General features: G+C 72.5%; 23 protein-coding genes. 16 read left to right on the top strand and 7 right to left on the bottom strand.

The window, feature by feature from the left end; translation table 11 throughout:
- Positions 1 to 17 precede the first annotated feature (17 nt).
- The 3 genes from F1615_RS30320 to F1615_RS30310 are packed head-to-tail and all read left to right on the top strand — an operon-like array spanning position 18 to position 6,480.
- On the top strand, positions 18 to 1,133 hold the full coding sequence (locus F1615_RS30320) for a hypothetical protein (protein ID WP_149552260.1): 1,116 nt from the start codon (positions 18 to 20) through the stop codon (positions 1,131 to 1,133).
- On the top strand, positions 1,130 to 5,113 hold the full coding sequence (gene eccCa, locus F1615_RS30315; RefSeq protein WP_149552259.1) for a type VII secretion protein EccCa: 3,984 nt from the start codon (positions 1,130 to 1,132) through the stop codon (positions 5,111 to 5,113). Before F1615_RS30320 ends, eccCa begins: the two co-directional genes overlap by 4 nt.
- The gene (locus F1615_RS30310; protein WP_149552258.1) at positions 5,110 to 6,480 is read left to right on the top strand and encodes a DUF6177 family protein; all 1,371 of its coding nucleotides are present in this window, start codon (positions 5,110 to 5,112) and stop codon (positions 6,478 to 6,480) included. The genes eccCa and F1615_RS30310 overlap by 4 nt, the downstream gene beginning before the upstream one ends.
- A gap of 36 nt (positions 6,481 to 6,516) precedes the next feature.
- Here F1615_RS30310 and F1615_RS30305 read toward each other — a convergent pair whose 3' ends face one another.
- The 6 genes from F1615_RS30305 to F1615_RS30280 all read right to left on the bottom strand — a co-directional run bounded on the left by F1615_RS30305 (position 6,517) and on the right by F1615_RS30280 (position 14,008).
- Positions 6,517 to 8,583: a pectinesterase family protein gene (locus F1615_RS30305; protein ID WP_149552257.1), complete on the bottom strand. Its 2,067-nt coding sequence runs from the start codon at positions 8,581 to 8,583 to the stop codon at positions 6,517 to 6,519.
- Positions 8,584 to 8,658: 75 nt separating this feature from the next.
- Complete coding sequence (locus F1615_RS30300; protein WP_149552256.1) at positions 8,659 to 10,116, bottom strand: sensor histidine kinase; 1,458 nt, start codon at positions 10,114 to 10,116, stop codon at positions 8,659 to 8,661.
- Positions 10,113 to 10,847 (bottom strand): response regulator transcription factor, encoded by a 735-nt coding sequence (locus F1615_RS30295; protein WP_149552255.1) that lies wholly within the window; start codon positions 10,845 to 10,847, stop codon positions 10,113 to 10,115. Before F1615_RS30295 ends, F1615_RS30300 begins: the two co-directional genes overlap by 4 nt.
- A 117-nt stretch (positions 10,848 to 10,964) precedes the next feature.
- Positions 10,965 to 11,981, bottom strand: a complete 1,017-nt coding sequence (locus F1615_RS30290) for a S1C family serine protease (protein WP_149552254.1) — start codon at positions 11,979 to 11,981, stop codon at positions 10,965 to 10,967.
- A 117-nt stretch (positions 11,982 to 12,098) separates the two neighbouring features.
- Complete coding sequence (locus F1615_RS30285) at positions 12,099 to 13,121, bottom strand: LacI family DNA-binding transcriptional regulator (protein ID WP_149552253.1); 1,023 nt, start codon at positions 13,119 to 13,121, stop codon at positions 12,099 to 12,101.
- A gap of 107 nt (positions 13,122 to 13,228) precedes the next feature.
- Complete coding sequence (locus F1615_RS30280) at positions 13,229 to 14,008, bottom strand: response regulator transcription factor (protein ID WP_149552252.1); 780 nt, start codon at positions 14,006 to 14,008, stop codon at positions 13,229 to 13,231.
- Positions 14,009 to 14,272: 264 nt separating this feature from the next.
- On the opposite strand from F1615_RS30280, the gene F1615_RS30275 reads away from it, so the two are divergent.
- The 8 genes from F1615_RS30275 to F1615_RS30245 all read left to right on the top strand — a co-directional run bounded on the left by F1615_RS30275 (position 14,273) and on the right by F1615_RS30245 (position 19,825).
- Complete coding sequence (locus tag F1615_RS30275) at positions 14,273 to 15,130, top strand: alpha/beta hydrolase (protein WP_167533905.1); 858 nt, start codon at positions 14,273 to 14,275, stop codon at positions 15,128 to 15,130.
- A gap of 47 nt (positions 15,131 to 15,177) precedes the next feature.
- Entirely contained in the window at positions 15,178 to 15,432 is a 255-nt protein-coding gene (locus tag F1615_RS30270; protein WP_149552251.1) for a MoaD/ThiS family protein, read from the top strand.
- Between the two features lie 3 nt (positions 15,433 to 15,435).
- Positions 15,436 to 16,575, top strand: coding sequence for a hypothetical protein (locus tag F1615_RS30265; RefSeq protein WP_149552250.1), 1,140 nt, complete (start codon positions 15,436 to 15,438; stop codon positions 16,573 to 16,575).
- Positions 16,576 to 17,113: 538 nt separating this feature from the next.
- Positions 17,114 to 17,854 (top strand): LmeA family phospholipid-binding protein, encoded by a 741-nt coding sequence (locus F1615_RS30260; RefSeq protein ID WP_149552249.1) that lies wholly within the window; start codon positions 17,114 to 17,116, stop codon positions 17,852 to 17,854.
- A 182-nt stretch (positions 17,855 to 18,036) separates the two neighbouring features.
- Positions 18,037 to 18,144 (top strand): putative leader peptide, encoded by a 108-nt coding sequence (locus tag F1615_RS37200; protein WP_362265443.1) that lies wholly within the window; start codon positions 18,037 to 18,039, stop codon positions 18,142 to 18,144.
- Between the two features lie 120 nt (positions 18,145 to 18,264).
- Positions 18,265 to 19,110 carry a sulfurtransferase gene (locus F1615_RS30255; protein ID WP_149552248.1) on the top strand — a complete coding sequence of 282 codons (846 nt, stop codon included), beginning with the start codon at positions 18,265 to 18,267 and terminating at the stop codon, positions 19,108 to 19,110.
- A 41-nt stretch (positions 19,111 to 19,151) separates the two neighbouring features.
- On the top strand, positions 19,152 to 19,439 hold the full coding sequence (locus tag F1615_RS30250; protein WP_004986406.1) for a DUF1416 domain-containing protein: 288 nt from the start codon (positions 19,152 to 19,154) through the stop codon (positions 19,437 to 19,439).
- An 86-nt stretch (positions 19,440 to 19,525) separates the two neighbouring features.
- Positions 19,526 to 19,825, top strand: a complete 300-nt coding sequence (locus F1615_RS30245; protein ID WP_149552247.1) for a DUF3099 domain-containing protein — start codon at positions 19,526 to 19,528, stop codon at positions 19,823 to 19,825.
- A gap of 13 nt (positions 19,826 to 19,838) precedes the next feature.
- On the opposite strand, the gene F1615_RS30240 is transcribed toward F1615_RS30245, so the two are convergent.
- Positions 19,839 to 20,201 carry a DsrE family protein gene (locus F1615_RS30240; protein ID WP_149552246.1) on the bottom strand — a complete coding sequence of 121 codons (363 nt, stop codon included), beginning with the start codon at positions 20,199 to 20,201 and terminating at the stop codon, positions 19,839 to 19,841.
- A 15-nt stretch (positions 20,202 to 20,216) separates the two neighbouring features.
- Between F1615_RS30240 and F1615_RS30235 the strand changes: the two genes are divergently transcribed.
- The 5 genes from F1615_RS30235 to F1615_RS30210 all read left to right on the top strand — a co-directional run bounded on the left by F1615_RS30235 (position 20,217) and on the right by F1615_RS30210 (position 23,990).
- Complete coding sequence (locus tag F1615_RS30235; RefSeq protein WP_149552245.1) at positions 20,217 to 21,080, top strand: hypothetical protein; 864 nt, start codon at positions 20,217 to 20,219, stop codon at positions 21,078 to 21,080.
- Positions 21,077 to 21,883: a hypothetical protein gene (locus tag F1615_RS30230; protein ID WP_244328909.1), complete on the top strand. Its 807-nt coding sequence runs from the start codon at positions 21,077 to 21,079 to the stop codon at positions 21,881 to 21,883. Before F1615_RS30235 ends, F1615_RS30230 begins: the two co-directional genes overlap by 4 nt.
- Positions 21,880 to 22,734: a hypothetical protein gene (locus tag F1615_RS30225; RefSeq protein ID WP_149552244.1), complete on the top strand. Its 855-nt coding sequence runs from the start codon at positions 21,880 to 21,882 to the stop codon at positions 22,732 to 22,734. The genes F1615_RS30230 and F1615_RS30225 overlap by 4 nt, the downstream gene beginning before the upstream one ends.
- A 226-nt stretch (positions 22,735 to 22,960) precedes the next feature.
- Positions 22,961 to 23,536: an FABP family protein gene (locus F1615_RS30215; RefSeq protein ID WP_149552243.1), complete on the top strand. Its 576-nt coding sequence runs from the start codon at positions 22,961 to 22,963 to the stop codon at positions 23,534 to 23,536.
- 16 nt (positions 23,537 to 23,552) lie between these two features.
- The gene (locus F1615_RS30210) at positions 23,553 to 23,990 is read left to right on the top strand and encodes a Fur family transcriptional regulator (RefSeq protein WP_149552242.1); all 438 of its coding nucleotides are present in this window, start codon (positions 23,553 to 23,555) and stop codon (positions 23,988 to 23,990) included.
- Positions 23,991 to 23,997 lie beyond the last annotated feature (7 nt).

The following is a 23,997-nucleotide window of genomic DNA, read 5'->3' as shown; positions in this document are numbered from 1 at the left end:
GCTGGGGGACGACCGACATGACCGGGGCGGGGGACTGGCAGCGCGATCTGCTGCGGGAGCTGACCGGGGAGGGCGAGAGGGAGCCGACCGAGGAGCGGGCGGCGGAAAGGCCCGCGTCGCCGGCTCCGGCCCCCGTGCGGCCCGCCGCGGACACCTCCGCCGCCGCGCCCCGGTCGTCGGGCGACCCGCGCCTTCCCGCACCCGCCGACGTCCCCGCCCCCGACTCCCTCCCCACCATCGATCCCCGCCTCGCCATCGCCCTGGGCCGGCCCCGGCACGGCGACTCCGTCACCCGCCGGGCCGGGGCCGGACTGCGCCGGCTGACCTCCTCCGCCGCCCGGGACGTGACACAGCTGACGGAGCTGGCGCGAGCGCTGCAACAACCCGTCACCACCGGCCGGGTCGTCGCCGTCACGTCCATCCGCGGCGGGGTCGGCAAGTCCACCGTGTCCGCGCTGCTCGGGCGCACCCTCAACCACTACCGGCACGACCCCGTCCTCACCCTCGAGGCCGACGCGGCGCTCGGCACCCTGCCGACGCGGATGGGCGCCGAGACCGTCCGCTGGTCGTGCGCCGACCTCGCCCGCATCCTGACCCCGGCCATGCAGCTCACCGACGTCACCGGCTACCTCGTCCCCGTCGCCGACGGCGGCTGGCTGCTGCCCGCGAGCCAGGGACGGGTGGGCGCACCGCTCGACGTGCCCACCTACCGCAGAGTGACCCTGGCGCTGCGCCGCTACTTCGCCGTCACCGTCGTCGACTGCGAGACCCTGCCCGGCGAGGTGGCCCGGACCGCGATGGACACCGCGCACGCCCGGGTGATCGTCGCGCCCATGACCGCCGAGGGGATCCACGGAACCCGGCAAGTGCTCGACTGGCTGGCGCAGTTGCCGCACTCCGCGCTCGCCACCACCGTTGTCGCGCTCAGCGCGGGCACCCCGGACGCCACCATCGACGCGAAGACCGCCGCCGCCCACCTGCGGGAGCCCGGCGTGCCCGTCGTCACCCTGCCCTACGACCGTCATCTCGCCCAGGGAGGGCCCATCCACACCGCCATGCTGGCCCACGGCACCCGTGACGCGGCCGTCCACCTGGCCGCCGAGGCGATGCGGCGGGCGGTGAAGGTGCGATGACCCGGCGGGTGATCCACCGGCCGGCGCGTTCGACCCGGCCGCTCGCCCCCGTCGGGGCCCGGACCATCGAGCCGCCGCCCAACCTTCCCGAGGGCAAGGTCGGCAGCGCGGCCACCGCTCTGCTGCCGATGGCGGGAGTCATCAGCTCGGTCGTCCTCATGACGGTCATCCGCAACAGCCGGTTCGCCGTGCTCGGGGCGGTCGTGCTGGTGGCGGCGCTGTTCGGGGCCGTGGTGCTGTTCCTGTCGCAGCGGGGCAAGGCGCAGCGCACCCGGCGCGTCCAGCGGGAGCGGTACCTGGAGTACCTGGAGGAGCTGCGGGCGGAACTGGCCGCCGAGGAGCGGGAACGGCGCCGCGCGGCCCGCCGCCTCGACCCACCGCCGGAGGCCCTGTACGACCTGATCAGGGACCCGGCGCGGTTGTGGGAGCGGCGCCGCCGGGACGCCGACTTCCTGCGGGTGCGGGCGGGCACCGGTTCCGTACCCGCCCATGACCTCGCCGTCGGGCAGAACCCCGCGGGCGGTGTCCTCACCCCGCCCGACCCGTTCATGCTGAACGAGGCCCGCGCGCTGCAGAGCCGGTTCGCCACCGTCACCGACGCCCCGCTCACCGTCCCGCTGGACCGGGCCGGGAACGTCAGCGTCGTCGGCGACCGCGAGGGTGTGCTCCGCGTCGCCCGCGCCCTGCTGGTGCAGACCGCCGTGACCCACGCGCCGGACGACGTGGCCCTCGCGCTCGCCACCGCCGACGAGGCCGAGTGGGCCTGGGCCAAGTGGCTGCCGCACGTGCTGGATCCGCACACGTACGACGGGGCGGTCCCGGGCCGTCGGATCGCCCCCGACCTCCCCCGGCTGGCCGTGCTGTGCGCACAGGACCTGCGGCAGCGCGCCGCCTACGCCGCCGAAGTGCGCCGGGGACTGTCCGGCGGGGACGCGCTGCGGCTCACCGGCCGGCTCCTCGTCGTCAGCGACACCCACGGCGCCACCGCCTCCGACCTTCCGCTGCCGGACACGGCGATCGGACCGGAGAGCATGGGCGTCACCGTGCTGCACCTGCTCGAGCGGCAGGTGCACGAGCCCGGCGAGGTCGGCGTGCGCATCACCGTGGACGGCGACCGGATCACCGTCGACGACCTGCGCGGAGGCGTCGCCCACGGCACCGTGGACGCCGTCACCGCCCCCACGGCCGAGGGCGTCGCCCGCATGCTGGCCCCGCTGCGGCTGTCCCCGGAGTCCGCCGCCGAGGGCACCCCGGTGGCCGGTCCCGTCGACTTCCCCGCGCTGCTCGGCATCGACGACCCCGCCGCACTCGACCTCCGGACGCTGTGGGCGCCGCGCGGCGAAAGGGACTTCCTGCGCGTGCCCGTCGGGCTCACCGACCGGCACGAGCCCGTACTGCTCGACCTCAAGGAGTCGGCGCGGCTCGGCATGGGCCCGCACGGGCTGTGCGTGGGCGCAACCGGCTCCGGCAAGAGCGAACTGCTGCGCACCCTCGTCCTCGCCCTGGCCGCCACCCACTCCCCGGAGGACCTGGCCCTCGTCCTGGTCGACTACAAGGGCGGCGCCACGTTCGCCCCGTTCGCCGAACTCCCGCACGTGGCCGGTGTGATCACCAACCTGGAGAACCAGGCCGGGCTCGTCGAGCGGGTCCATGCCAGCCTCGCCGGTGAGGTCAAGCGCCGTCAGCAGGTGCTGAAGGACGCCGGGAACGTCGCCGACATCGGGCACTACGCCACGCTGCGGGCGACGGAGCGGCCCGAACTGGAGGCCCTCCCGCATCTGTTCGTCGTGATCGACGAGTTCGGTGAGCTGATCACCGCCAAGCCGGACTTCATCGACCTGTTCCTGTCCATCGGGCGCATCGGCCGCTCCATCGGCGTCCACCTGCTTCTGTCCAGCCAGCGGATCGAGGGCGGCAAGCTCAAGGGGCTCGACACCTACCTGTCGTACCGGCTGGGCCTGCGCACCTTCTCCGCCGACGAGTCCCGTACGGTCCTGGACACCACGGACGCCTTCCACCTGCCGCCGCTGCCGGGCTTCGGTTACCTGAAGGTGGACACCTCGACGTACGAGCGGTTCAAGGCCGGATACGTCTCCGGGGCCCACCGCGGACCCACCCGCGACGAGGACGACACCGACGCGCCGCTCGTCCTGCCCTACCCGGCGTACGGCACCCGCCAGGACAGCGGCAGCACCCCGCAGGCGGAGGAACCGACCGCCGCCCCGCGGGAGACCGGGCCGTCCGTCCTGTCCGTCATGGTGGGACAACTCGCGACCGCCGCCCCGCCGGCGCGGCGCATCTGGCTGCCCCCGCTGCCCGGGTCCACCACGCTGGACGCCGCCGCCGGGCCGCTGACCGCGCACACCGACGGGCTGCGCCTCGCCCACCGCGGCGATCCGCTGCGCGTCCCGATGGGCACGCTCGACGACCCGGCCCGGCAGTGGCAGCAGCCCTGGCTGCTCGACCTCACCGTGGCCGGCGGGCACGTCGCCGTCATCGGCGGCCCCCAGTCCGGCAAGACCACCCTGCTGCGCACCCTGACCCTCTCCCTCGCGCTCACCCACACCCCGCACGACGTCGCCGTGTACGGCCTCGACCTGGCCGGCGGCGGCCTGTCCGCGCTGGCCGGACTGCCGCACGTCGGCGGTGTGGCGGGACGGGCGGACCACGAGCGGGCCGCCCGTACGGTCGCCGAGGTGCGCGCCATGCTGGCCCGGCGCGAGGAGGTGTTCCGCGAGCACGGCATCGACTCCGTCGAGCAGCTCCGCCGGCTGCGCGGCCAGGGACGGCTGCCGGAGCTGGGCGCCACCGACGTCGTCCTGCTCGTCGACGGGTTCGGTGCCCTGCGCGACGAGTTCGCCGACCTCGACGACGCCGTCGCGGACCTGCTCAAGCGCGGCGGCGGCTACGGCATCCACGTGGTGGCCGGCATGCTGCGCTGGAACGACGTACGCATCGCCCAGCAGTCGATGTTCGGCTCACGCGTCGAGTTGCGCCTGAACGACCCGGCCGACTCGGCCGTCGACCGCAAGCTGTCCGGGACCCTCGACGCGGACACCCCGGGACGGGCGCTGACCGACGGGAAGCTCTTCGCCCAGGTGGCCCTGCCCCGTATCGACGCCCGGCCCACGGCGGACGGCCTCGGCCCGGCCCTGGAGCGTGCCGTCCGCACGGTCCGCGCCTCCTGGCACGGCGAGGTCGCCGAACCGGTGCGGGTCCTGCCCACCCGGCTGCCCGCCGCCCGGCTCCCCTCCGCGGCCGCGGAGCCCGGCACGGTCCCGCTCGGCGTCGACCAGGACACCCTCGCTCCCGTCCTGCTCGACCTGTTCGGCGGCGACCAGCACCTGCTGGTCCTCGGCGACAACGAGTGCGGTAAGACCAACCTGCTCAAACTGATCGCCGGCCGGCTCGTCGAGCGGTACTCCGACGAGGAGGTCGTCTTCGGCGTCTTCGACCCGCGCCGCAGCCTGCGCGGTGTCGTCCCCGAGCCCTACCGCGGCGGCTACGCCCACAACGCCCGGCTCGCCGCCGCGCTGGCCACCGGTATCGCAGGTGAACTGCACAAGCGCCTGCCGGAGACGGCCGACCCCGACGCCCCTCCGACCGACGAGCCGGCCTTCGACGGGCCCCGGATCGTCATCCTCGTCGACGACTACGACGTCCTCACCACCGCGGGACAGCAACCGCTCGCCCCCTTCCTGCCGTACATCTCCTCGGCCCAGGACATCGGCCTGCACTTCGTCGTCGCCCGCCGCGTCGCCGGCTCCTCCCGCGCCCTGTACGAGCCCTTCCTCACCACGCTGCGGGAGACCGGCACGGCCGCGCTCGTCATGACCGGCGACCGCACCGAGGGCCAGCTCTTCCCCGGGCTGTACGCCTCGCCGCGGCCGCCGGGACGGGGCACGCTCGTCCGCCGGGGCCGTCCCCACCGGATCGTGCAGACCGCCCTCACCGACGACGCCGTGGAAGAGAAGCCGTGACCAAGGACGTCATCGCCCTCACCCCGAAGATGCCCGACCTGCCCACGCTGCTCGCGGGCCTGTACGCGGGCGGGCCCGACTTGGGGGTGAACACCCTGGCCGACGGCGCGGTCGTACAGCTGTGCGCGCCCGACGGGCGGCCGCTGGTGTCCGTGGAGACGCCCGTCCTGGTCCAGGTGCCGGGCGAGACCGCCCGGCTGCTCGGCAGCGAGGGCGCCGCGCACCAAGGGCCGGTGTGGTGGACGGAGGCGCGGGCCTCCACGGCCGTCGCCGAGGCCGGGCGGCTCGCGGGCTCCTTCGCCGGCCGTCTGGTCACCGTGCTCGGCGGTACCGTCTGGCCGCCCGGGGCCGCCACCACCGACGTCGTGCCGCTGACCACGGACGTCTCCGCCGTTCCGGTCCCCGCCACCACGGCACCCGCCGTCGACGTCCTCACCCCGAGCACCGCCGTGGTGATCCAGGACCGCCCGCTGGTCGCCATGACCAGCTGGCTGTCCGACGCCCTGCGCGCGGCCGCCGAGGACGAGCGTGCCGTGCAGATCGTCACCCCACCCGGCTCCCGCCTCACCCTGGCCACCCGCACCGCCCTGCGCGGACTGCCCAACCGCTGGGTCGTCCAGGATCCCGAGGACGGGTACTACGACGGCCTGTCCGGTGCCGTGCTGCACTGGAAGGGGGGCACCTTCGCCCCCGTGCGTGACGCGCACGGAGCCGCCCGGCTCGCCGGGGCCTTCCGCGCCCGGGCCGACGCCCCCGGCCGCCAGCTGCTGCTCACCCTGCGCACCCGGCATCCGGCGGACGCGGACCTGGAGCTCGGGCGTGCCCTGGAGACCGTCTGCACGCGGCTGGCCGGCGGGCCCCCGGCCGGGTGGAGCACCGCCGAACCGGTCAACCTTCCCTGGTCCACACGTCAGGTGACGGACCTGGCCCGCTCCCGTGCGCCCAGGCCCACCTGGCTGATCGCGGTCGGCCGTCCCGACCGGCCCCTGATCGCCACCGTGCGGGTGCTGCGCACCCCGGCCGGAGTCGAGGAGGACATCGCCCTCGCCCTCGGATACGGCGACGACGAGTCCCCGCCGCTGGACGCCGTCGAGGACCTCGCCGCCGAGCTCGACGCCGGGCACGGGCTCGTCACGCTGCTCACCGCGGTCCGCGCCGGCCGCCGCGACCTGACCGTGCCCGCCCACGCCGAGCCCGTGCCGACGCCCGTGACCTTCACCGTCGGCCACGCGGAGGCCGGCCGGACGGGCCGTCCCCGGGCCACGGAGACGGCGCGGGGCCCCGCACCCGTGCGGCTCGGCCCCGGTCACCGGCCGGCTCTGCACTACCGGCTGGGGGAGGGCGGCGCACGGGTGCCGGGCCGTTGATCCCTGGTGTGACCCCGCGGGCCGGGGGAGACGGGGTCAGGACGCCGTGGGGGTCCAGCCCGCCAGCCAGTCCGCGATCTCCTGGTCGGCGGCCTGCGCGTCCGTCAGGTGGGGGCGGTCGGCGCCGGCCGGGCCGGAACCCGGGCCCGTGTTCCGGTACTCGGCGAAGCGGTCGTCCTTCCAGGAGAAGCCGCTCATGTCGGTCCAGGGCGTGGTGCGGACCGCGGCGCCGAGGGTGGTGTTGCGGACCGTGGTCTGCGGGTCGAGGGAGGCGTCACCGCCGGCGTGCCAGGGGCGGCCGAGGTGGAAGGTGCGGGCGGAGACGTCGCCGTTCACCGTCGAGTTGGCGATGAGGATGCCCTTGCGGTTCGCCGCCGTGCTCGGGGCCGTGACGTACCCGGCGGACGTGCCGTCCCAGCGCTTCTTCAGGGTGATGACCGAGCGGTCGATCACCGCGGTGGCCCGGCCGAAGATGAAGTCGACGTTGCCGACGACGTAGGAGTTGGTCACGTAGACCCGGCCCAGTCTGTCCTTCGCTGCCGTGTCGAGGAGAAGGGTGTCCTGGTCGCCCTCGACGATGACGCCGTCCAGGAGGATCTTGTCGGCCGCCGTGCGCAGGGCGACCGCCTGGTGGCCGGGGAGGGACTGGTTGGCGCCCTCGTCGAAGTCGTTGGAGATCGTCAGGTTGCGGGCCTGGAAGTCGTCGGCCTCCACGGCGACCGTGGCACTGCCGGAGGTGCCGTACGTGCCCGAGCCGTCCGGCTTCTTCGTGCCCGCCGCGTTGTCGAAGACGATCACCGTGTCCTTGCGGCTGCCGCCGGTGCCCTGGAAGGTGACGCGCGGCTTGCTGGACGGGACCCTGACCGTCTCGCGGTACGTGCCCGGCTTGATGGAGATCACCACACGGGAGGCGTTGTTCGCGGCTACGGCGTTCACGGCCGCCTGGACCGTCCTGTACTGGCCGGTGCCGTCCTTGGCGACGGTGAGCGTCGTCGCGGCCGCGGCCTTCGTCGGGGCCTCCGCCGACGCCGTCGTGCCGATGGCCGTACGCGGGCCCGTGCCCGACTTCAGCAGCGACGGCACGTCCGCCGCCCGGTCGAGCGTGTACGCGTAGTACGTCCTCGGGTCGAACGCCGTACCGCCGCTCTCGTTGCGGCCCGATGTGCCCGAGAAGACGTTGCCGCGCTGGACGACCGTCGCCGTCGCGTCCTTGATGACCGGGTTCCTCATGCCCTGGAAGTAGCTGTTCTCCAGGACCATCCGGGTGCCGCCGCGCGAGTAGTTGCCGTACGAGGAGGTGATGCCCGTGTTCGCGACGTCCTCGAGGAAGTTGTTGTAGAGGTGCGCGTGGGCGGCGTTGTCCGTGGACGGGTTGCGCTGCTCCGTCTCGCGGAACCAGTTGTGGTGGATCGTGATGTCCGTGGTGACGTTCCCGGTCCAGCCGATGCCGAAGGTCTTGTTGTTCTGGCTCAGCTTGTTCCAGGACACGGTCACGTAGGTGCTGTCCTTGCGGACGTCGATCAGGCCGTCCGCCATGTTCCGCAGGTCGTTGTGGTCGATCCAGACGTGGTGCGCGCCGTCCATCTGGACGGCGTCGAAGTCGTGCTCCTTGTCGTTCCAGACGCCCTGGTGGGCGTCCCGGATCGTCAGATTGCGGATGATCACGTTGTGGACGCCCTGGCCGAGGAAGAAGCCCCCGCCGACGATGTGCCCGGACGTGCCGGAGCCCACGATCGTCTTGTCGGAGGCGACCTTGATCTCCTTGCCGACCGGGTTCATGGTGATGGTTCCGGCCACGACGATGACGTACGGCTCGGGGGCCGTGGCGTACTTCTCCAGGTCCGCCTGGGTCCGCACGGTGACGGTCCGGCCGTCCCGCCCGCCGTACGTGCCGTTCTGCCCGAGTGCGCTGACGGAGGCGAAGCCGTCGGCGGTGGCGGTGGCCCAGGCGGGGGCGGCGGCCGCTGACGCGGCGGACGCCCGCTGGGGGACGAAGTCGGTGCCGTACACCAGGACTCCGGCGGTGGTCAGGGCCAGCGGGAGGCCGACGGCCAGGAGCTTGTGGGGCCTGCGGTGACGGGCCCTGTCGCGGTGCTCGCTCATGCGGCGATCCGTTCCGTGTGGGGGAGGGGACACCGATCGGTCGCCGCCGGGCACGGAAAGGTTGCCGCCCGGCCGCTAAGGCACCTCGGGCGGCGGTGTCGGGGCGCCCGGGAGGCGGATGGTGGCCGTCGTGCCGGTGCCGTCGGCCGGGGCCAGGACGACCTCGCCGCCCGCCTGCTGGACCGTGCGGGCCACGATGGACAGACCGAGGCCGGAGCCGGGGAGGGCGCGGGCGGTGGGTGAGCGCCAGAAGCGGTCGAAGACGTGGGGGAGTTCGTCGGCGGGGATGCCGGGGCCGTGGTCGCGGACGGTGAGGACGCCGTCGGTGAGGCGGACGTCGATCGTGCCGCCCGGCGGACTGAACTTCACCGCGTTGTCGAGGACGTTGACCACCGCCCGTTCCAGGGCGGCGGGTTCGGCCCGTACGTACCAGGGGTGCACGTCCGCGGTGATGGTCAGGTCCGGGCCGCGCAGGCGGGCGCGGCGCAGCGCCGATTCGACGGTGTCCTGCCACGCGACGATCCGGGTCCGGCCGGCGTGCTGGCCGGTGTCCGGGCGGGACAGCTCCTGCAGGTCGCCGATGAGGGACGCGAGTTCGGTCATCTGCGCCTTCACGGAGGTGAGCAGGGCCTTGCGGTCATCGGCGGGCAGCGGGCGGCCCGTGTCCTCGCTGCGGGTGAGGAGTTCGATGTTGGTGCGCAGCGAGGTGAGCGGGGTGCGCAGTTCATGGCCGGCGTCCGCGATGAGCTGCTGCTGGAGGTCGCGGGAGCCGGCCAGCGCGGACGTCATGGAGTTGAAGGAGCGGGAGAGCCGGGCGACCTCGTCGTCGGAGTCGTCCTCCACCGGGATGCGGATGCCCAGGTCCTCGGTGCGGGCCACGTGTTCCACGGCCTCGGTGAGCCGGTCGACGGGGCGCAGGCCCGCGCGGGCGACGGCGAGTCCCGCGGCGGCGGAGCCGAGGACGCCGATGCCGGAGACCAGGAGCAGGAGCAGGGCCAGCTCGTTCAGCGTGGACTGGGTGTTGCTGAGCGGCAGGGCCACGACGAAGGCGTGGTCCTGCGCCACGGCCCGGCTCAGCGGCCCGGTCTTGACGGTGACGGCCGTCGTCAGCACGCGCACCCGCGTGCCGTTGCTGTCCGTGCCGTTGCGGAAGAACCCCTCGTTCGGGTCGGGGTTCGCGGCCACCTCCTTGTCGCCGCCCGTGACGTCGACCGCGGCCGCGGAGTAGGGCAGCACGCACACCCTGCCGTCCGAGCGGACCAGCTGGGCGTACTGCTTGCTGCGCGGGGTGATGGTGCCCGTGTCGGACGGCTCCTGGACGCAGGCGTTGGTGAGCTGCTCGAACTCCTCCCGCTGGAGCGTGAGGACCGACGACCGCAGATCGTCGTCGATCTCGTCGTACAACTTGCCCCGCACGATGAACCAGCAGGTCACCGACACCGCCGCCACCGCGAACGCCACCGCCGCCGCCACCAGCAGGGACAGCCGCGCCCGGATCGGGAGCGAGCGGAAGCGGCGTACCGGCCTCGTCACTCCGCGCCGCCCTGCCGCAGCGCGTACCCCACCCCCCGCACCGTGTGCACCAGGCGCGGCTCGCCGCCCGCCTCGGTCTTGCGGCGCAGGTACATGACGTACACGTCGAGCGAGTTGGAGGACGGCTCGAAGTCGAAGCCCCAGACCGCCTTCAGGATCTGCTCACGCGTGAGCACCTGGCGCGGGTGGGCCATGAACATCTCCAGCAGGGTGAACTCCGTGCGGGTCAGCTCCACCGGGCGCCCGCCGCGCGTCACCTCCCGCGTGGCCAGGTTCATGCTCAGGTCGGCGAAGGTGAGGACGTCGTCCGACTCGGCGGAGGCGGCCACCGCCGCCGCGTACGAGCTGCGGCGCAGCAGCGCGCGGATGCGGGCGAACAGCTCGTCCAGCTCGAACGGCTTGACCAGGTAGTCGTCGGCCCCGGCGTCCAGCCCGGTCACCCGGTCGCCGACGGTGTCGCGGGCCGTCAGCATCAGGATGGGTGTGGTGTCGCCGGAGGCGCGGATGCGGCGGGCGGCGGTGAGGCCGTCCATGCGCGGCATCTGGATGTCCAGGACGACGAGGTCGGGACGGTACGCCGTCGCCTTCTCCAGGGCGTCCGTGCCGTCGACGGCGACCTCGGTGTCGTACCCCTCGAAGGCCAGGCTGCGCTGCAGCGCTTCGCGCACCGCCGGCTCGTCGTCGACGATCAGGATGCGCTGGGGGGCACGGTCACCTTCTGCGGGCGTCATGGTGTGTCGGGTTCCTCTGTCTGCCACGGGAGCGTGGTCACGGGAGCATGGTCACGGGAGCTTGGTCACGGGAGCTCTCTTCGGGTCCTCAGCGTCGCACGTTTCCCGGTGTGCGCGTCAGTTCGTCGCACCGGAGCGCAGGGCCGGCAGGTCCGCCTCGACCGTGTCGACCGGGATGGCGAAGCCCAGGCCCACGCTGCCCGCGGCGGACGAGTCCGCACCACTGGGCGCGTACATCGCGGAGTTGATGCCGATGACGGCGCCGTTCATGTCGATCAGCGCGCCGCCGGAGTTGCCGGGGTTCAGGGACGCGTCGGTCTGGATCGCCTTGTACGTGGTCGTGGAGCCGCCCGTGTCGCCGTTGAACTCCCGGCCGCCGTACTCGAACGGCCAGCCGCCGCCCTGCTGCCCCTGCTGCCGGCCCTGGCTCTCGTCCGTCGACACGGTCACATCGCGGTCGAGGGCGGAGACGATGCCGCTGGTCACCGTGCCGGTCAGACCCTCGGGCGAGCCGATGGCCACGACCTGGTCGCCGACCTGCACCCCGTCGGAGTCGCCGAGGGTGGCCGCCTTCAGGCCGGAGGCGTCCTCCAGCTTGATCAGCGCCAGGTCCTTCTTGCTGTCGGTGCCGACGAGCTTCGCCGTGTACGTCGTGCCGTCGTCCGTCCGCACCTTGATCGAGGACGCGCCGGCGACGACGTGGTTGTTGGTGATGATCTCGCCGTCCTCGGTGATGATCACGCCGGAGCCGGTCGAGGAGCCGGAGTTCGAGGTCGCGCTGATCTCGACGATGCTCGGGCCGACCGCCCGGGCGACGCCGGACACCGTGCCCTTCTGGCTCGACGGTACGACGGTGGTGCCGGTGGAGCCGGCCGAGGCGACGGTGTCGTTGCCGGTCAGCTCCTGCACGCCGTAGGCGGTGCCGCCGCCCACGGCCGCCGCGACGATCGCCACGGCGGCGAGCAGGGCGGCGGGGCCACGGGTGCGCTTGCGTCGAGCCGGCCGGGGGGCCGGGTCCGAGGGCTGCGTGGGGGTCGGCGCGTACGCCGGCGGGGGCGGCCACTCGGGGTTCACCTGGTGGGGGCTGCTGCTCTCGTACGCGCCGCTGGGGCGGGGGCTCTCGGTCATGTTCATGAGCGTCGCGCCCGACGATGAGAGCATCCTGAGTGCTCGCTGAGAAGCCCGACAGAACCTCGTATGCCCGATATAAGGGTCCGGGTGACGTTCGTAAGGGTTCGGCCCGTGGGGCGACTACGTGCAGCCGCAGGAGTGGCGTACCACCAGGCGGGACGGGAACACCTTCAGGCGTTCGCGGCGCGAGCCCGCCACCCGCAGGCCGTCGTCAAGGACGAGGTCGACCGCCGCGCGGGCCATCGCCGGACGGTCGGAGGCGACCGTGGTCATCGGCGGGTCGGCGAGCGCCGCCTCCTTGATGTCGTCGAACCCGGCGACCGCGAGCTCACCCGGCACGTCGATGCGCAGCTCACGCGCGGCACGCAGGATGCCGATCGCCTGGTCGTCGGTGGAGCAGAAGATCGCCGGCGGGCGGTCCGGGCCGGAGAGGATGTCCAGACCCACGCGGTAGGCGTCGTAGCGGTTGTACGGGGCCTCGAAGAGCCGGCCCTCGGTCGGTATGCCGGCCTCCTCCATCGCGCGCCGCCAGCCCTCGACGTGGTCCGAGACCGGGTCACCGACGGCGGGGGTCTCCGCGGTGCCGCCGACACAGGCGACGTACGCGTTCCCGTGCTCCAGCAGGTGGCGCACGGCGAGCTGGGCGCCGCCGAGGTCGTCCGTGACGACCGCCACGTCGTCGATCGCCTCCGGACGCTCGTGCAGCAGGACGATCCGGGCGTCCCACGCCTCGATCTCCGCCGCGGCCAGGTCGTTCAGCGCGTGGCTGACCAGGATCAGGCCGGAGACGCGCATGCCCAGGAAGGCGCGCAGATAGTGGACCTCGCGCTCCGCGATGTAGTCGGTGTTGCCGACCAGCACCATCTTCCCGCGCTCGGAGGCGGCCTGTTCGACCGCGTGCGCCATCTCGCCGAAGAAGGGCTGGCGGGCGTCCGGGATGATCAGGCCTATGAGGTCCGTCCGCCGTGACGCCATCGCCTGGGCGACGCGGTCGGGCCGGTACCCCAGCTCCTTGATCGCGGCGAGAACGCGCTCGCGCGTGGCCGGGGCGACCGGCCGGGGTCCGTTGTTGATGACATAGCTGACGACGGCGGTGGACGTACCCGCCAGCCGCGCCACATCATCCCTGGTTACCTTGGCCACGCGCGGAGTCTACGCGGATATATTCCGTCCGGGCAGGGTGTGAAGAGTGTTCCGAACAGCACGGAAACGGCTCGTCTGTGCGAACGCAACGCTCATGCGTGCGGTTCTCACGCCGGCGAGCGGGCGCCGGCGGCGTTCCTCGTGGCCGTCTCGTCCGTATCCGACGCTTTTTGCCGGTCGGCCTTGGCCTTCGCCTCCTCGGCCGCGCGCTCCACCTTTTCGGGCGTAACGAATCGATAACCGACGTTCCGGACCGTGCCGATCAACGACTCGTGCTCGGGGCCGAGCTTGGCGCGCAGGCGCCGTACGTGCACGTCGACGGTGCGGGTGCCGCCGAAGTAGTCGTACCCCCACACCTCCTGGAGCAGCTGGGCGCGGGTGAAGACCCGGCCGGGGTGCTGCGCGAGGTATTTGAGCAGCTCGAATTCCTTGAAGGTCAGGTCGAGGACCCGGCCCTTGAGTTTCGCCGAATAGGTCGCCTCGTCGACCGACAGGTCGCCGTTGCGGATCTCCATCGGGGAGTCGTCGTTGACGATCTGCTGGCGGCCCATCGCCAGGCGCAGACGGGCCTCGACCTCGGCCGGGCCCGCGGTGTCCAGCAGGACGTCGTCGATGCCCCAGTCCGCGGTGACGGCCGCCAGGCCGCCTTCCGTCACCACCAGGACGAGCGGGCAGCCGGGGCCCGTGGAGCGCAGCAGCTGGCACAGGCTGCGCACCTGCGGGAGGTCGCGGCGGCCGTCGACCAGGATCACGTCGGCGCCGGGGGTGTCGACGAGGGCCGGACCCTCGGCGGGGGCCACGCGCACGTTGTGCAGGAGCAGGCCGAGGGCGGGGAGCACCTCCGTCGACGGCTGGAGCGCGTTGGTCAGGAGCAGCAGCGAGCTCATCGTGTCTCCTCACCTGCCCGGATACCTGCCGGGATGCCTGCCCGGATACCTGCCCGGATCGGGGCTGTCCTGCGGTCGTGCACGGTTCGCTCGCCCATAACGTCTGGTTCCTCCTCGGTCCCTGCGAGGACGTTTTGGCATTGCCGCGTGCGTTCGACGGCCCGTACACCGGCGGTTTCCCGCGTTCGTATACAACGCTTCCGAAAGCACAAAAGGACCCGGGGGCTTCGCTGCCCGAGTCCTCTTCGCAGCAGAATAGCCGACATGAGCACCGGTCCGGCAGGTCATGTGGCGCGATCCACCATTCGCTCCGCCATTCGTCCATATTCCGAGACGCGCGTGGTAACGCACGGCGCAACGCGCGGCGGCGGGCCTTTGCGGACGTTCCTGCGCACGGAGGACGGGGTGGCGATCGATTCCGTATACGAACCGGGGGCGTCCCCTTCCGGCGATCTTGTGTTCGTCGTCGCGCACGGATTCACCGGGGACGCGGACCGGCCGCACGTGCGGCGGGTGGCGCGCGTCCTCGCGCGGTACGGCGGTGTTGTGACGTTCTCCTTCCGCGGGCACGGGGCGTCGGGCGGGCGGTCCACCGTGGGGGACCGGGAGGTCCTGGATCTCGCGGCGGTGGTGGGGTGGGCGCGCGAGCTGGGGTACGCGCGGGTGGCCACCGTCGGGTTCTCCATGGGCGGCTCCGTGGTGCTGCGGCATGCCGCGGTCGACCGGGACATCGGCGTCGGCGCCGTGGTCTCCGTGAGTGCGCCCGCGCGGTGGTTCTACCGGGGGACCGCGCCCATGCGGCGGCTGCACTGGCTCGTGACCCGGCCGTCCGGGCGGCTGGTGGGGCGGTACGGGCTGCGTACGCGGATCCATCACCGGCAGTGGGATCCGGTGCCGCTGTCGCCGGTCGAGGCGGTGCCGCGGATCGCGCCGACGCCGCTGCTGATCGTGCACGGGGACCAGGACGGGTACTTCCCGCTCGACCACCCCCGGATGCTGGCGGCCGCCGCCGGGGAGCACGGGGAGTTGTGGGTCGAGGCCGGTATGGGGCACGCGGAGAACGCGGCGCCGGAGCCGTTGCTGGGGCGGATCGGGGACTGGGTGGTCGCCCGGGCGGGCTAGCCTGACGGTGTTCACCGTCAACCTATTTCCGATTGAGGAACCAGCAGATGGCAAAGGTCACGGTGCGGTACTGGGCCGCCGCCAAGGCCGCGGCCGGGGTGGCCGAGGAGGCGCACGAGGCGGACACGCTCGCCGAGGCGCTCGACGCCGTGCGGGGGCGGCACTCCGGCGAACTGGCGCGGGTGCTGCTGCGGTGCTCGTTCCTCGTCGACGGTGATCCCGTGGGCAAGCGCGCGCATGAGACGGTACGGCTGGCCGACGGCGGCACGGTCGAGGTGCTTCCGCCGTTCGCAGGAGGGTGAGCGATGACGAACCAGCCGTACGGGCAGGGGCACGGGCAGGGGTACGGGCAGGGGTACGGGCAGGGGTCTGGGAACGGGTTCGGGTCCGGGGACGGGTACGGGTACGGGGACGGGTACGGGCAGGGGTACGGGGCGTACGAGCCGTATCAGCAGCCTGAGCCGCAGGCTTGGCCCGGGCAGCAGGCGTACGACGATCCGTACGCCGATCAGCAGTACACGCAGCAGTGGCAGGGGCAGACGTGGGAGACGCAGATGCAGCCGCCTGTGGCTGCCGCGGCTGTCGAGGAGACGTCGTATCTGCCTCCGCAGCAGGCGCCTCCGCCGGACGTCCCTCCGCAGGACGTGCCCTCGCAGGAGGGCGGGCCCGAGTACGGGCCGGCCACGCTGGGCGGGAACTCGCGCGTCACCGATGCGCAGCGGGCGCGGGCGGAGGGGCGGTCGCCGATCATCGAGCCCGGGATGCAGCCCGCGGTGCTCACGGCGCTGCTGGGGGTGCTGCTCGCGGGCGGGGCGGCGCTGGGGACGTATGCGCTGCTCGTGCCGTTGGTGGTGTTGCAGGGGGTCACGGCGGCGGGCTGGTTCCGGCTGAACGGCATGTGGCCGGCTCGGCAGGGGATCGCGCTCGGGTTCCTGGGCGCGCTGGCCGCGGACGCGGCGCTGCTGGCGTCGGACCGGTCGCCCGCGGCGATCCTGGGGACGCTGGGGGTGTGGGTGCTGCTGTCGCTGATGCTGCAGCTGCGGTCCCACGCGGATCCTGACGAGCGGATGTACGGCCTGATGGCGACGGTCGCCGCGGCGGCGCTGGCCATCGCGGCGGGCGGGTATCTGGCGGCGGACGCGGACGCGGTGACCGTGGGAGCGGTCGCTGTGGCGGCGGCGATGGTGGCGCGGGCGCTGCCCCTGCCGACCGCGGCATCCGTGGTGGTCGCGCTGCTGGTGGCGGCGGGGGCGGGGTTCGCGGTCGGGGGGATGGAGGCCTCGGGCGCGGGGCTGGGCGCGGGGGCGGCGGTCTGTGCGCTGATCGGTCACCGGGTCGCGAGCTACGACTATCCGTCGCGGTTCGTGCACTTCACGGCGGGCATCGCGCTGCCGCTGGCGGCGGCGGGGCCCGCGGTGTACGTGCTGGGTCGCGTGTTCGCCTGACGCCTGCGGGGTGCGCGTAGCGCCTTCTGCCGGTGGGTGGGTCGGGGCCGGGTCGGGGGTGTACGTCCTCGGACTGGCGCGACCGGGTTGCCTGGTGGAGGTGCGGGGCGCTGACTCGCACCAGCCGCTGCGGGCGCACACCCCCGCCCCGTCCCCTCCGCGCCGTACGCGCCTGCGCGCCGCCCACCGCCACACGCGGCACGCGCGCCATACGCGCCATACGCGGCTGCAGGCCGCCACCGCCGCCCCGTACCGCTCTCCGCGCCGCCGCTTCCGCGGGCAGTCGTGCCGCTGGGGCGATGGGGGAGGGTGGGCGCGACGGCACCCCGTTGGCGCCGGGCTGCGCGAACACCCCCCCACGCCGGGGCGCTTCGCGTGTGCCGGGCACGCCCTCGCCCCGAACCGCGCCCACGAGGGCGCCTGTCACAGCTGATCCACAATCTCCCGGCCCCCACACCCGTGCGAGTTACCCTCGCGCAGGACGGCCGCCGGTCGTCGGGGACCGCCGTCGTCACAAGCCACGTGGGGGAAACACCGCATGCGCGCACTGCGAATACTGCTCATCGTCGTCGTGATACTGGGCGGGATCTTCGTGATCGTGGACCGCGTCGCGGTCAACCTCGCCGAGAGCGAGGCGGCGGACCGCCTGAAGGCGACCGAGAACCTCGCGTCCACCCCCGACGTGTCCATCAAGGGCTTCCCCTTCCTCACCCAGGTCGTCGGCGGCACCCTCGACGAGGTGCAGGTCGGCATCGAGGGCTACGAGGCCGGCACCGGCGACGGCGCCGAGAAGATCCGCATCGGCGATCTGCGCGCCGACATGAGGGGCGTCGACTTCTCCAGCGACTTCAGCTCCGCCGTCGCCGACAGCGCCACCGGGACCGCGACCGTCGCCTACGACGAACTGCTGAAGACCGCCAAGGCCGAGCCCACCCAGGTGGCCCCCGGCGTCACCGCCGAGGTCGTCGGTCTCTCCGACGGCGGCAACGGGAAGATCAAGGTCGCGGTCGAGGCCACCGTGCTCGGCAACAAGCTGCCCGAGCCGGTCTCCGTGCTCAGCTCGGTGACGGTCGTGGACGGTGACACCGTGCGGGTGCAGGCCGACGCGCTGCCCGCGTTCGGCGGGGTCGAGCTCGCCGAGTCGCGGGTGCGGCGGATCACCGACTTCCAGCAGAAGATCGACGGACTGCCCGGCGGTATCCGCCTGGACAAGGTCGAGGCGGCCGAGAACGGTGTGGACATCAAGGTGAAGGGTTCCGACGTCCGTCTGGTCGGGTAGCCAGGAGTGTCCGTCAGGCGAGACGGCGGTGTCCGCAGGGTAGATGGGGTGGCGGACGCGCGGGGCGGAGGGGCTCCGGGGGAGAGGATTGCGGGGGTGTGAGTCCCGCATCGCGGACGATCTCGTCTCAGTATGCGACACGTCGGTGACACGCCCGCCCTGTCCTCCCTACGATCGACCCCATGCAGTGTCGGACGAGCGTCCCCGTGCCGCGGGGACAGGCGGATCTCACGAAGCGGCGGGCAGTGGACCTGTGCCGTGTCGCCGCCATGCTCTGTCGCACCTTCTGAGCGGACGCGTCGACGTCCGCATTCCCGCCCGATGAAGGGCACCCGTGCGCCCGCCCGTCCTGGGTGCGCGCCCCCTCTCACTCGCACGCCCCGCCGCACCTGCCCCGGAGGAGAAACAGCATGAGCCGCAGCGACGTCCTGGTCGACGCCGATTGGCTCCAGGAGCACCTGGACGACCCGACCATCGCCATCGTCGAGGTGGACGAGGACACGACCGCCTACGAGAAGAACCACATCCGGAACGCCATCCGGATCGACTGGACCCAGGACCTCCAGGACCCGGTCCGCCGTGACTTCGTCGACCAGGAGGGCTTCGAGAAGCTCCTGTCGGACAAGGGCATCGGCAACGACCACACGGTCGTCCTCTACGGCGGCAACAACAACTGGTTCGCCTCGTACGCCTACTGGTACTTCAAGCTGTACGGCCACGAGAACGTCAAGCTCCTCGACGGCGGCCGCAAGAAGTGGGAGCTGGACGCCCGCGAGCTGGTCCCCGGCGACGAGGTGCCCGAGCGCCCGAAGACCGACTACAAGGCCAAGGCGCAGGACAGCTCGATCCGTGCCTTCCGTGACGACGTCGTGGCCGCCATCGGCAGCCAGAACCTGGTCGACGTGCGCTCGCCCGACGAGTTCTCCGGCAAGCTGCTCGCCCCGGCCCACCTGCCGCAGGAGCAGTCGCAGCGCCCGGGCCACGTCCCGACGGCCGCCAACATCCCGTGGTCGAAGAACGCCAACGACGACGGCACCTTCAAGTCGGACGAGGAGCTCAAGGAGCTCTACGCCGGCGAGAACGTGGACCTGGCCAAGGACACCATCGCCTACTGCCGCATCGGTGAGCGCTCCGCGCTGACCTGGTTCGTGCTGCACGAGCTGCTCGGCGTGGAGAACGTCAAGAACTACGACGGCTCCTGGACCGAGTACGGCTCCCTCGTCGGCGTGCCGATCGAGCTCGGCTCCGGCAAGTAGTCCCTCCCGACCGACCTTTCCAGACCCTTCAGGAGTAAGACATGTGCGGTGCGAAGGCCGGCGGCCCGGACGCCTCGACGATCAAGCCCGGTGAGACCACCATCCAGGGCCAGGTGACCCGCGACGGCGAGCCGGTGACGGGCTACGTCCGTCTGCTGGACTCGACCGGTGAGTTCACCGCGGAGGTTCCGACCTCCGCCACCGGACAGTTCCGCTTCTACGCGGCGGAAGGCACCTGGACCGTCCGCGCCCTGGTGCCCGGCGGCACCGCCGACCGTACGGTCGTCGCCCAGCAGGGCGGTCTGGCCGAGGTCGCGATCGCGGTCTGAGGACGCGAGGACGGCTCAGGGCCGCATCCCACGGGTTGGACGCCCGGGATGCGGCCCTTCCGTGTGCCCCGGCCTACGCTGGACGTATGTACGCGCACAGGCGGCATGTCTACTTCGTCATGATGGGCACCTGTATCGGGCTGTTCGTCCTGGCGTGGGGTGTGGTGCGGCTCTGGTCGGTGCCGGCTGCCGTGGGGATGTGCCTGGTCGCGATGGTCATTCCGCCGCTCGCCGCGGTGGTCGCCAACCGGCGGGGGCCGGACGACCGCTGGTGGGACGATCCTCCCCCAAGCTCTCGGCTCCGCTCGAGCAGGGGGGACCCCCATGGCGATCCGCAGTCCGATGAGTGGTGGGACGAACTGGACGGCAGGAATCGGCCCCGGTAGGTGCCGCGGGCCCTCAGTAGACGAGCGCCTGGGTCTCGTCCGCCATCGCCTCCTGGACGAAGACCTGCGCCCCGGCGATGCGTACGCCCTCGATGACGTCTTTCTCCGAGATGTCGCGGCGGGCCGCGCACTGCGTGCACAGGGTGACCCGGCCGGCCGCCAGGACCGAGTCCAGCAGGTCGGGCAGCGGCGCGGCGTGCGGCAGTTCGAACTCGGCGGCACGGTCCGGCAGGGCGAACCACGCGGACTCCCCGGTGAGCCACAGGGAGACCTCGACACCGCTGGCCGCCGCCACCGCCGCCACCGTGAACGCCTGTGAGCAGCGTTCGGGGGCGTCGGATCCTGCGGTCACCTTGATCACGAGCTTTTTCGCCATGACCGAATCGTAATCATGATCGCTACAACTCCGGTCGGCGGCCGTCGGTCTCCTGTGCGCGCGTGCACGGAATACGCGCTTCACCTTCTGTGGGGGGACGTCTTGGAACAACCCGAAGAAGCAGCCGATGCGCCGGGGGCCGCGGACGGTGCGGTGCCGGAGGCGACCGGGAAGCGCCGGCGGCGGGGGCGGACGACCGCGCTGATCGGTACCGCCCTGGTGCTGGGGCTGATCGCCGGAGCGTGCACCGGCTACCTCGTCCAGGCCGACCGCGAGCCCACCAGGCTGCCGTCGCTGTCGCAGCCGGTGCTCGCGCAGGCGAAGGGCAAGGGGCCCGAGCCCCTGTCCGCGGCGCAGGACCGCCGCGTGAAGACCGACGGCGACCTGCGCAAGCTGCTGATCAAGAGGCCCCGCTCGGCCAGGCCCGCCGACTGGCTGATGGGCGAGGACGGCTGGATGGAGCTCAGCGAGTACGCCGGTTACTACGAGGAGTCCGGCGAGGTGTTCGGGCAGCTGGCCATGGACGGGTTCCGCCGCGTGGCCGTCACGGGCTGGTTCGGCAACGACTACAGCGTGGAGGTCCGGCTGGTCCAGTTCCGCCAGGAGGAGACCCTGGGAGCCGCCGGCAGCGCCGAGAACAGCCAGTACTGGGCGGACGAGAAGGAGGACACGGACAGCTGGCTCGTGCCCGGTACCGGGGACGGCCGGGTGTACGTCCACAACCGACCCGAGGCCGAGCCCGGTTACGAACCCTTGTACGGCGCGGAGGCGCACGCCTGGCGCGGGGACATCGCGATGGAGATCTGGGTGTACGGGGACAAGCCCGTCGGAAAAAAGATGATCATGGATCTGGCCGAGCGGCAGATGGAGCGGCTGTGAGTGGAGCGGAGAACCAGCCGGTGGTGCCGTCCGAGCCGGCCGCTCCCGCCGGGAAGCGGTCCGTGCGGTGGGGGCGGGTCGCAGCCGTCGCCGGCTCCGTGCTGATCGCCGGGGCCGTCGTCGCCGGGACGGGCTACACCGTCGTGACCGTGAAGGACGCGGACCGCGACGCCGGTGCGCCCGAGTGGAAGATGCCCGAGGCCGCTGCCGTCGAGGGCGCGTCGCCGAAGGAGCAGGGGCTCGCGGGGATGCTCGTGCCGCACGGGTACGACAACTGGCTCCAGGGGCCCGACCTCGCCGAGTTCGGCTCGGACGCGCGGCTCGACGGCGCCGGCGCCACGGAGCTGCACAAGAAGTCGCTGCGCGACCTGCCGCGCTCCCAGCGCAAGCGGCTGGAGAAGGAGATCGACAGCTGGCGCGTCGAGGGGATGGCGATGCGCAGCTACACCAGCGGGTCGACCAGCGTCTACAGCGAGGAAGAGGTCTTCTCCGTGGGCATCGTGCTCACCCGGATGAAGGACCGGGAGGCCGTGCGGGACCTCGTGAGGTTCCAGACCGGGCTGCTCGACGCCCTCGACGTCTTCCGCGAGGGACCGAAGATCAAGGGCCACAAGAACGCCAAGTGCTTCCTGCCGCCCAAGGACACGGAGTCCGGCCTCGAGTCGATGCGCTGCTCGGCCTACGTCGGGGACGTCCTGGTCGGCCTCACCGCGGACGGTGGGAAGCCGCTCGACACCAAGAGTGTCGCCGCGCTGCTCGGTCAGCAGCTGGACCGTATCGACGAACCCGGGAAGGCCGTATGAGCGAGCAGCAGGCCCTCGCGCCCACCCCGCCCGAGGAGCCCCGTGAGCAGCCGGAAGCGCCGGTCGGGCCACGGCCCGTGCGCAAGGACCGCCGGGTCCTGCGTGCCGCGCTGCGCTGGACGGCCGCCGTGGCGGTGTTCGCGGTGGCCGGCGCGGGAACCGCCTACGGCATCACGAGGATGGAGCGCACGGACGTCCCCGGGCTGGCCACGGAGTCCGACGGGCGGTGGGAGTACCCGCGGCTGACGAAGCCGCCCCTGCCGTCGGGCAGCCCCGGGCCGCGGGCGGATGCCAACCCGGCGGGAACCCACCACGCCGACCTGCGCGCCCTCCTGCTGCCCGCCCCGAAGGGGGCCGAGGAGATCGAGGCCCTGCGCGGCACGGACGGCTGGCTGGCGACCGAGGACTTCCTGGAGGAGTACGCGGACAAGGACGACCGGGAGACGTTCGGGCAGCAGCTCGTCGACGGCGGCCTGCGGCACATCGCGGCCCGCGGCTGGACGACCGGGGACGGCACCCGTACCCGGATCTACCTGCTGCGGTTCGACACCGCGGCCATGGTGGAGGACACCTTCTTCCGGCCCCACTTCTCGTACACCGACCCGGGCTACGCGCTGCGGGGCGCCGAGAGCGCCGGCCGGGACGAGTCGTTCCCCGACGAGACGGCCCCCGTTCCCGGGGTGCAGCGCTCCGTCTACACCGAGTCCAAGCCCTACGGCGCCGCGCAGGACCGGCAGGCCTACCTCGCCGCCGGTGACGTCCTCGCGGTGGTGCTGCAGTCCCGCAAGGGGGCCGCGCACGCCGTGCCGTTCCGGCAGACGGTGGTGCTGCAGAGCCAGCTGCTGGGCTGAAGGGCGTGCGGCGGCACCTCGGCCGCCAGGGGCCGGCCCCGGCCGCGTAAGCTGGGGACCGGCCCGTGCACACCACCGCACCCCCCGCTCAAGGAGCACCCCGTGGTTATCTTCTTCGAAGCCCTGCTGGTCCTGGTCGCCGTCGGCGTTCTCGCCTTCGCCGGACTGACCGTGAAGAAGCTGTACCAGGGCCAGCGCTGATCACCGACGCCAGGAAGTTCCGCTCATGATCGAGATCCCGTCCGACCTGCACAAGGACCTCGTCCCCCTCGCCTTCCTGCTCGGCGACTGGGCGGGCGCCGGCGTGCACGACTTCCCCGGCGCCGAGAAGTGCAACTTCGGCCAGGAGGTCACCTTCAGCCACGACGGCCGGGACTTCCTGGAGTACAGCTCCCGCACCTGGGTGCTGGACGGCGACGGCAACAAGACGCGGCCGCTGGAGTCCGAGCACGGCTTCTGGCGGATCGACACCGGCCGCAAGGTCGAGGTGACGATGACCCGCGACGACGGTGTCATCGAGATCTGGTACGGCGAGATGGCCGAGGGCAAGCCGCAGATCGACCTGGTGACCGACGCCGTGGCCCGGACCGCCGCCGCGCAGCCCTACAGCGGCGGCAAGCGGCTGTACGGCTACGTCAAGAGCGACCTGATGTGGGTCGGCGAGAAGCAGACCCCCGAGGTCGAGCTGCGCCCCTACATGTCGGCGCACCTGAAGAAGGTCGTCACGCCGGAGGAGGTCGAGCGCTGGGCCAAGGCCCTGCCCGACGACATGCCGGACGACGGGATCGCGTTCTTCAAGTAGGTCCTAGACTCGAGGTGTGGTGAGCACCGACTGGAAGAGCGACCTCAGGCAGCGCGGCTACCGGCTGACGCCGCAGCGCCAACTCGTGCTCGAAGCAGTCGACACCCTGGAGCACGCGACCCCCGACGACATCCTCGTGGAAGTGAGGAAGACGGCGTCGGGGGTCAACATTTCCACCGTGTACCGCACCCTGGAGCTGCTGGAGGAGCTGGGCCTGGTCAGCCACGCCCACCTCGGGCACGGCGCCCCGACCTACCACCTCGCCGACCGGCACCACCATCTGCACCTGGTCTGCCGCGACTGCACCGACGTCATCGAGGCGGACGTGGAGGTGGCCGCCGAGTTCACGGCCAAGCTGCGGGACACCTTCGGCTTCGACACCGACATGAAGCACTTCGCGATCTTCGGCCGGTGCGGGGACTGCGCCCGGAAGGCCCGACCCGCCGAGTCGTAGGCTTGGC

This window comes from Streptomyces marokkonensis (assembly GCF_008312835.1).
GTDB classification, from domain to species: Bacteria; Actinomycetota; Actinomycetes; order Streptomycetales; family Streptomycetaceae; genus Streptomyces; species Streptomyces marokkonensis_A.
This window is presented reverse-complemented; position numbering and strand designations above follow the sequence as displayed.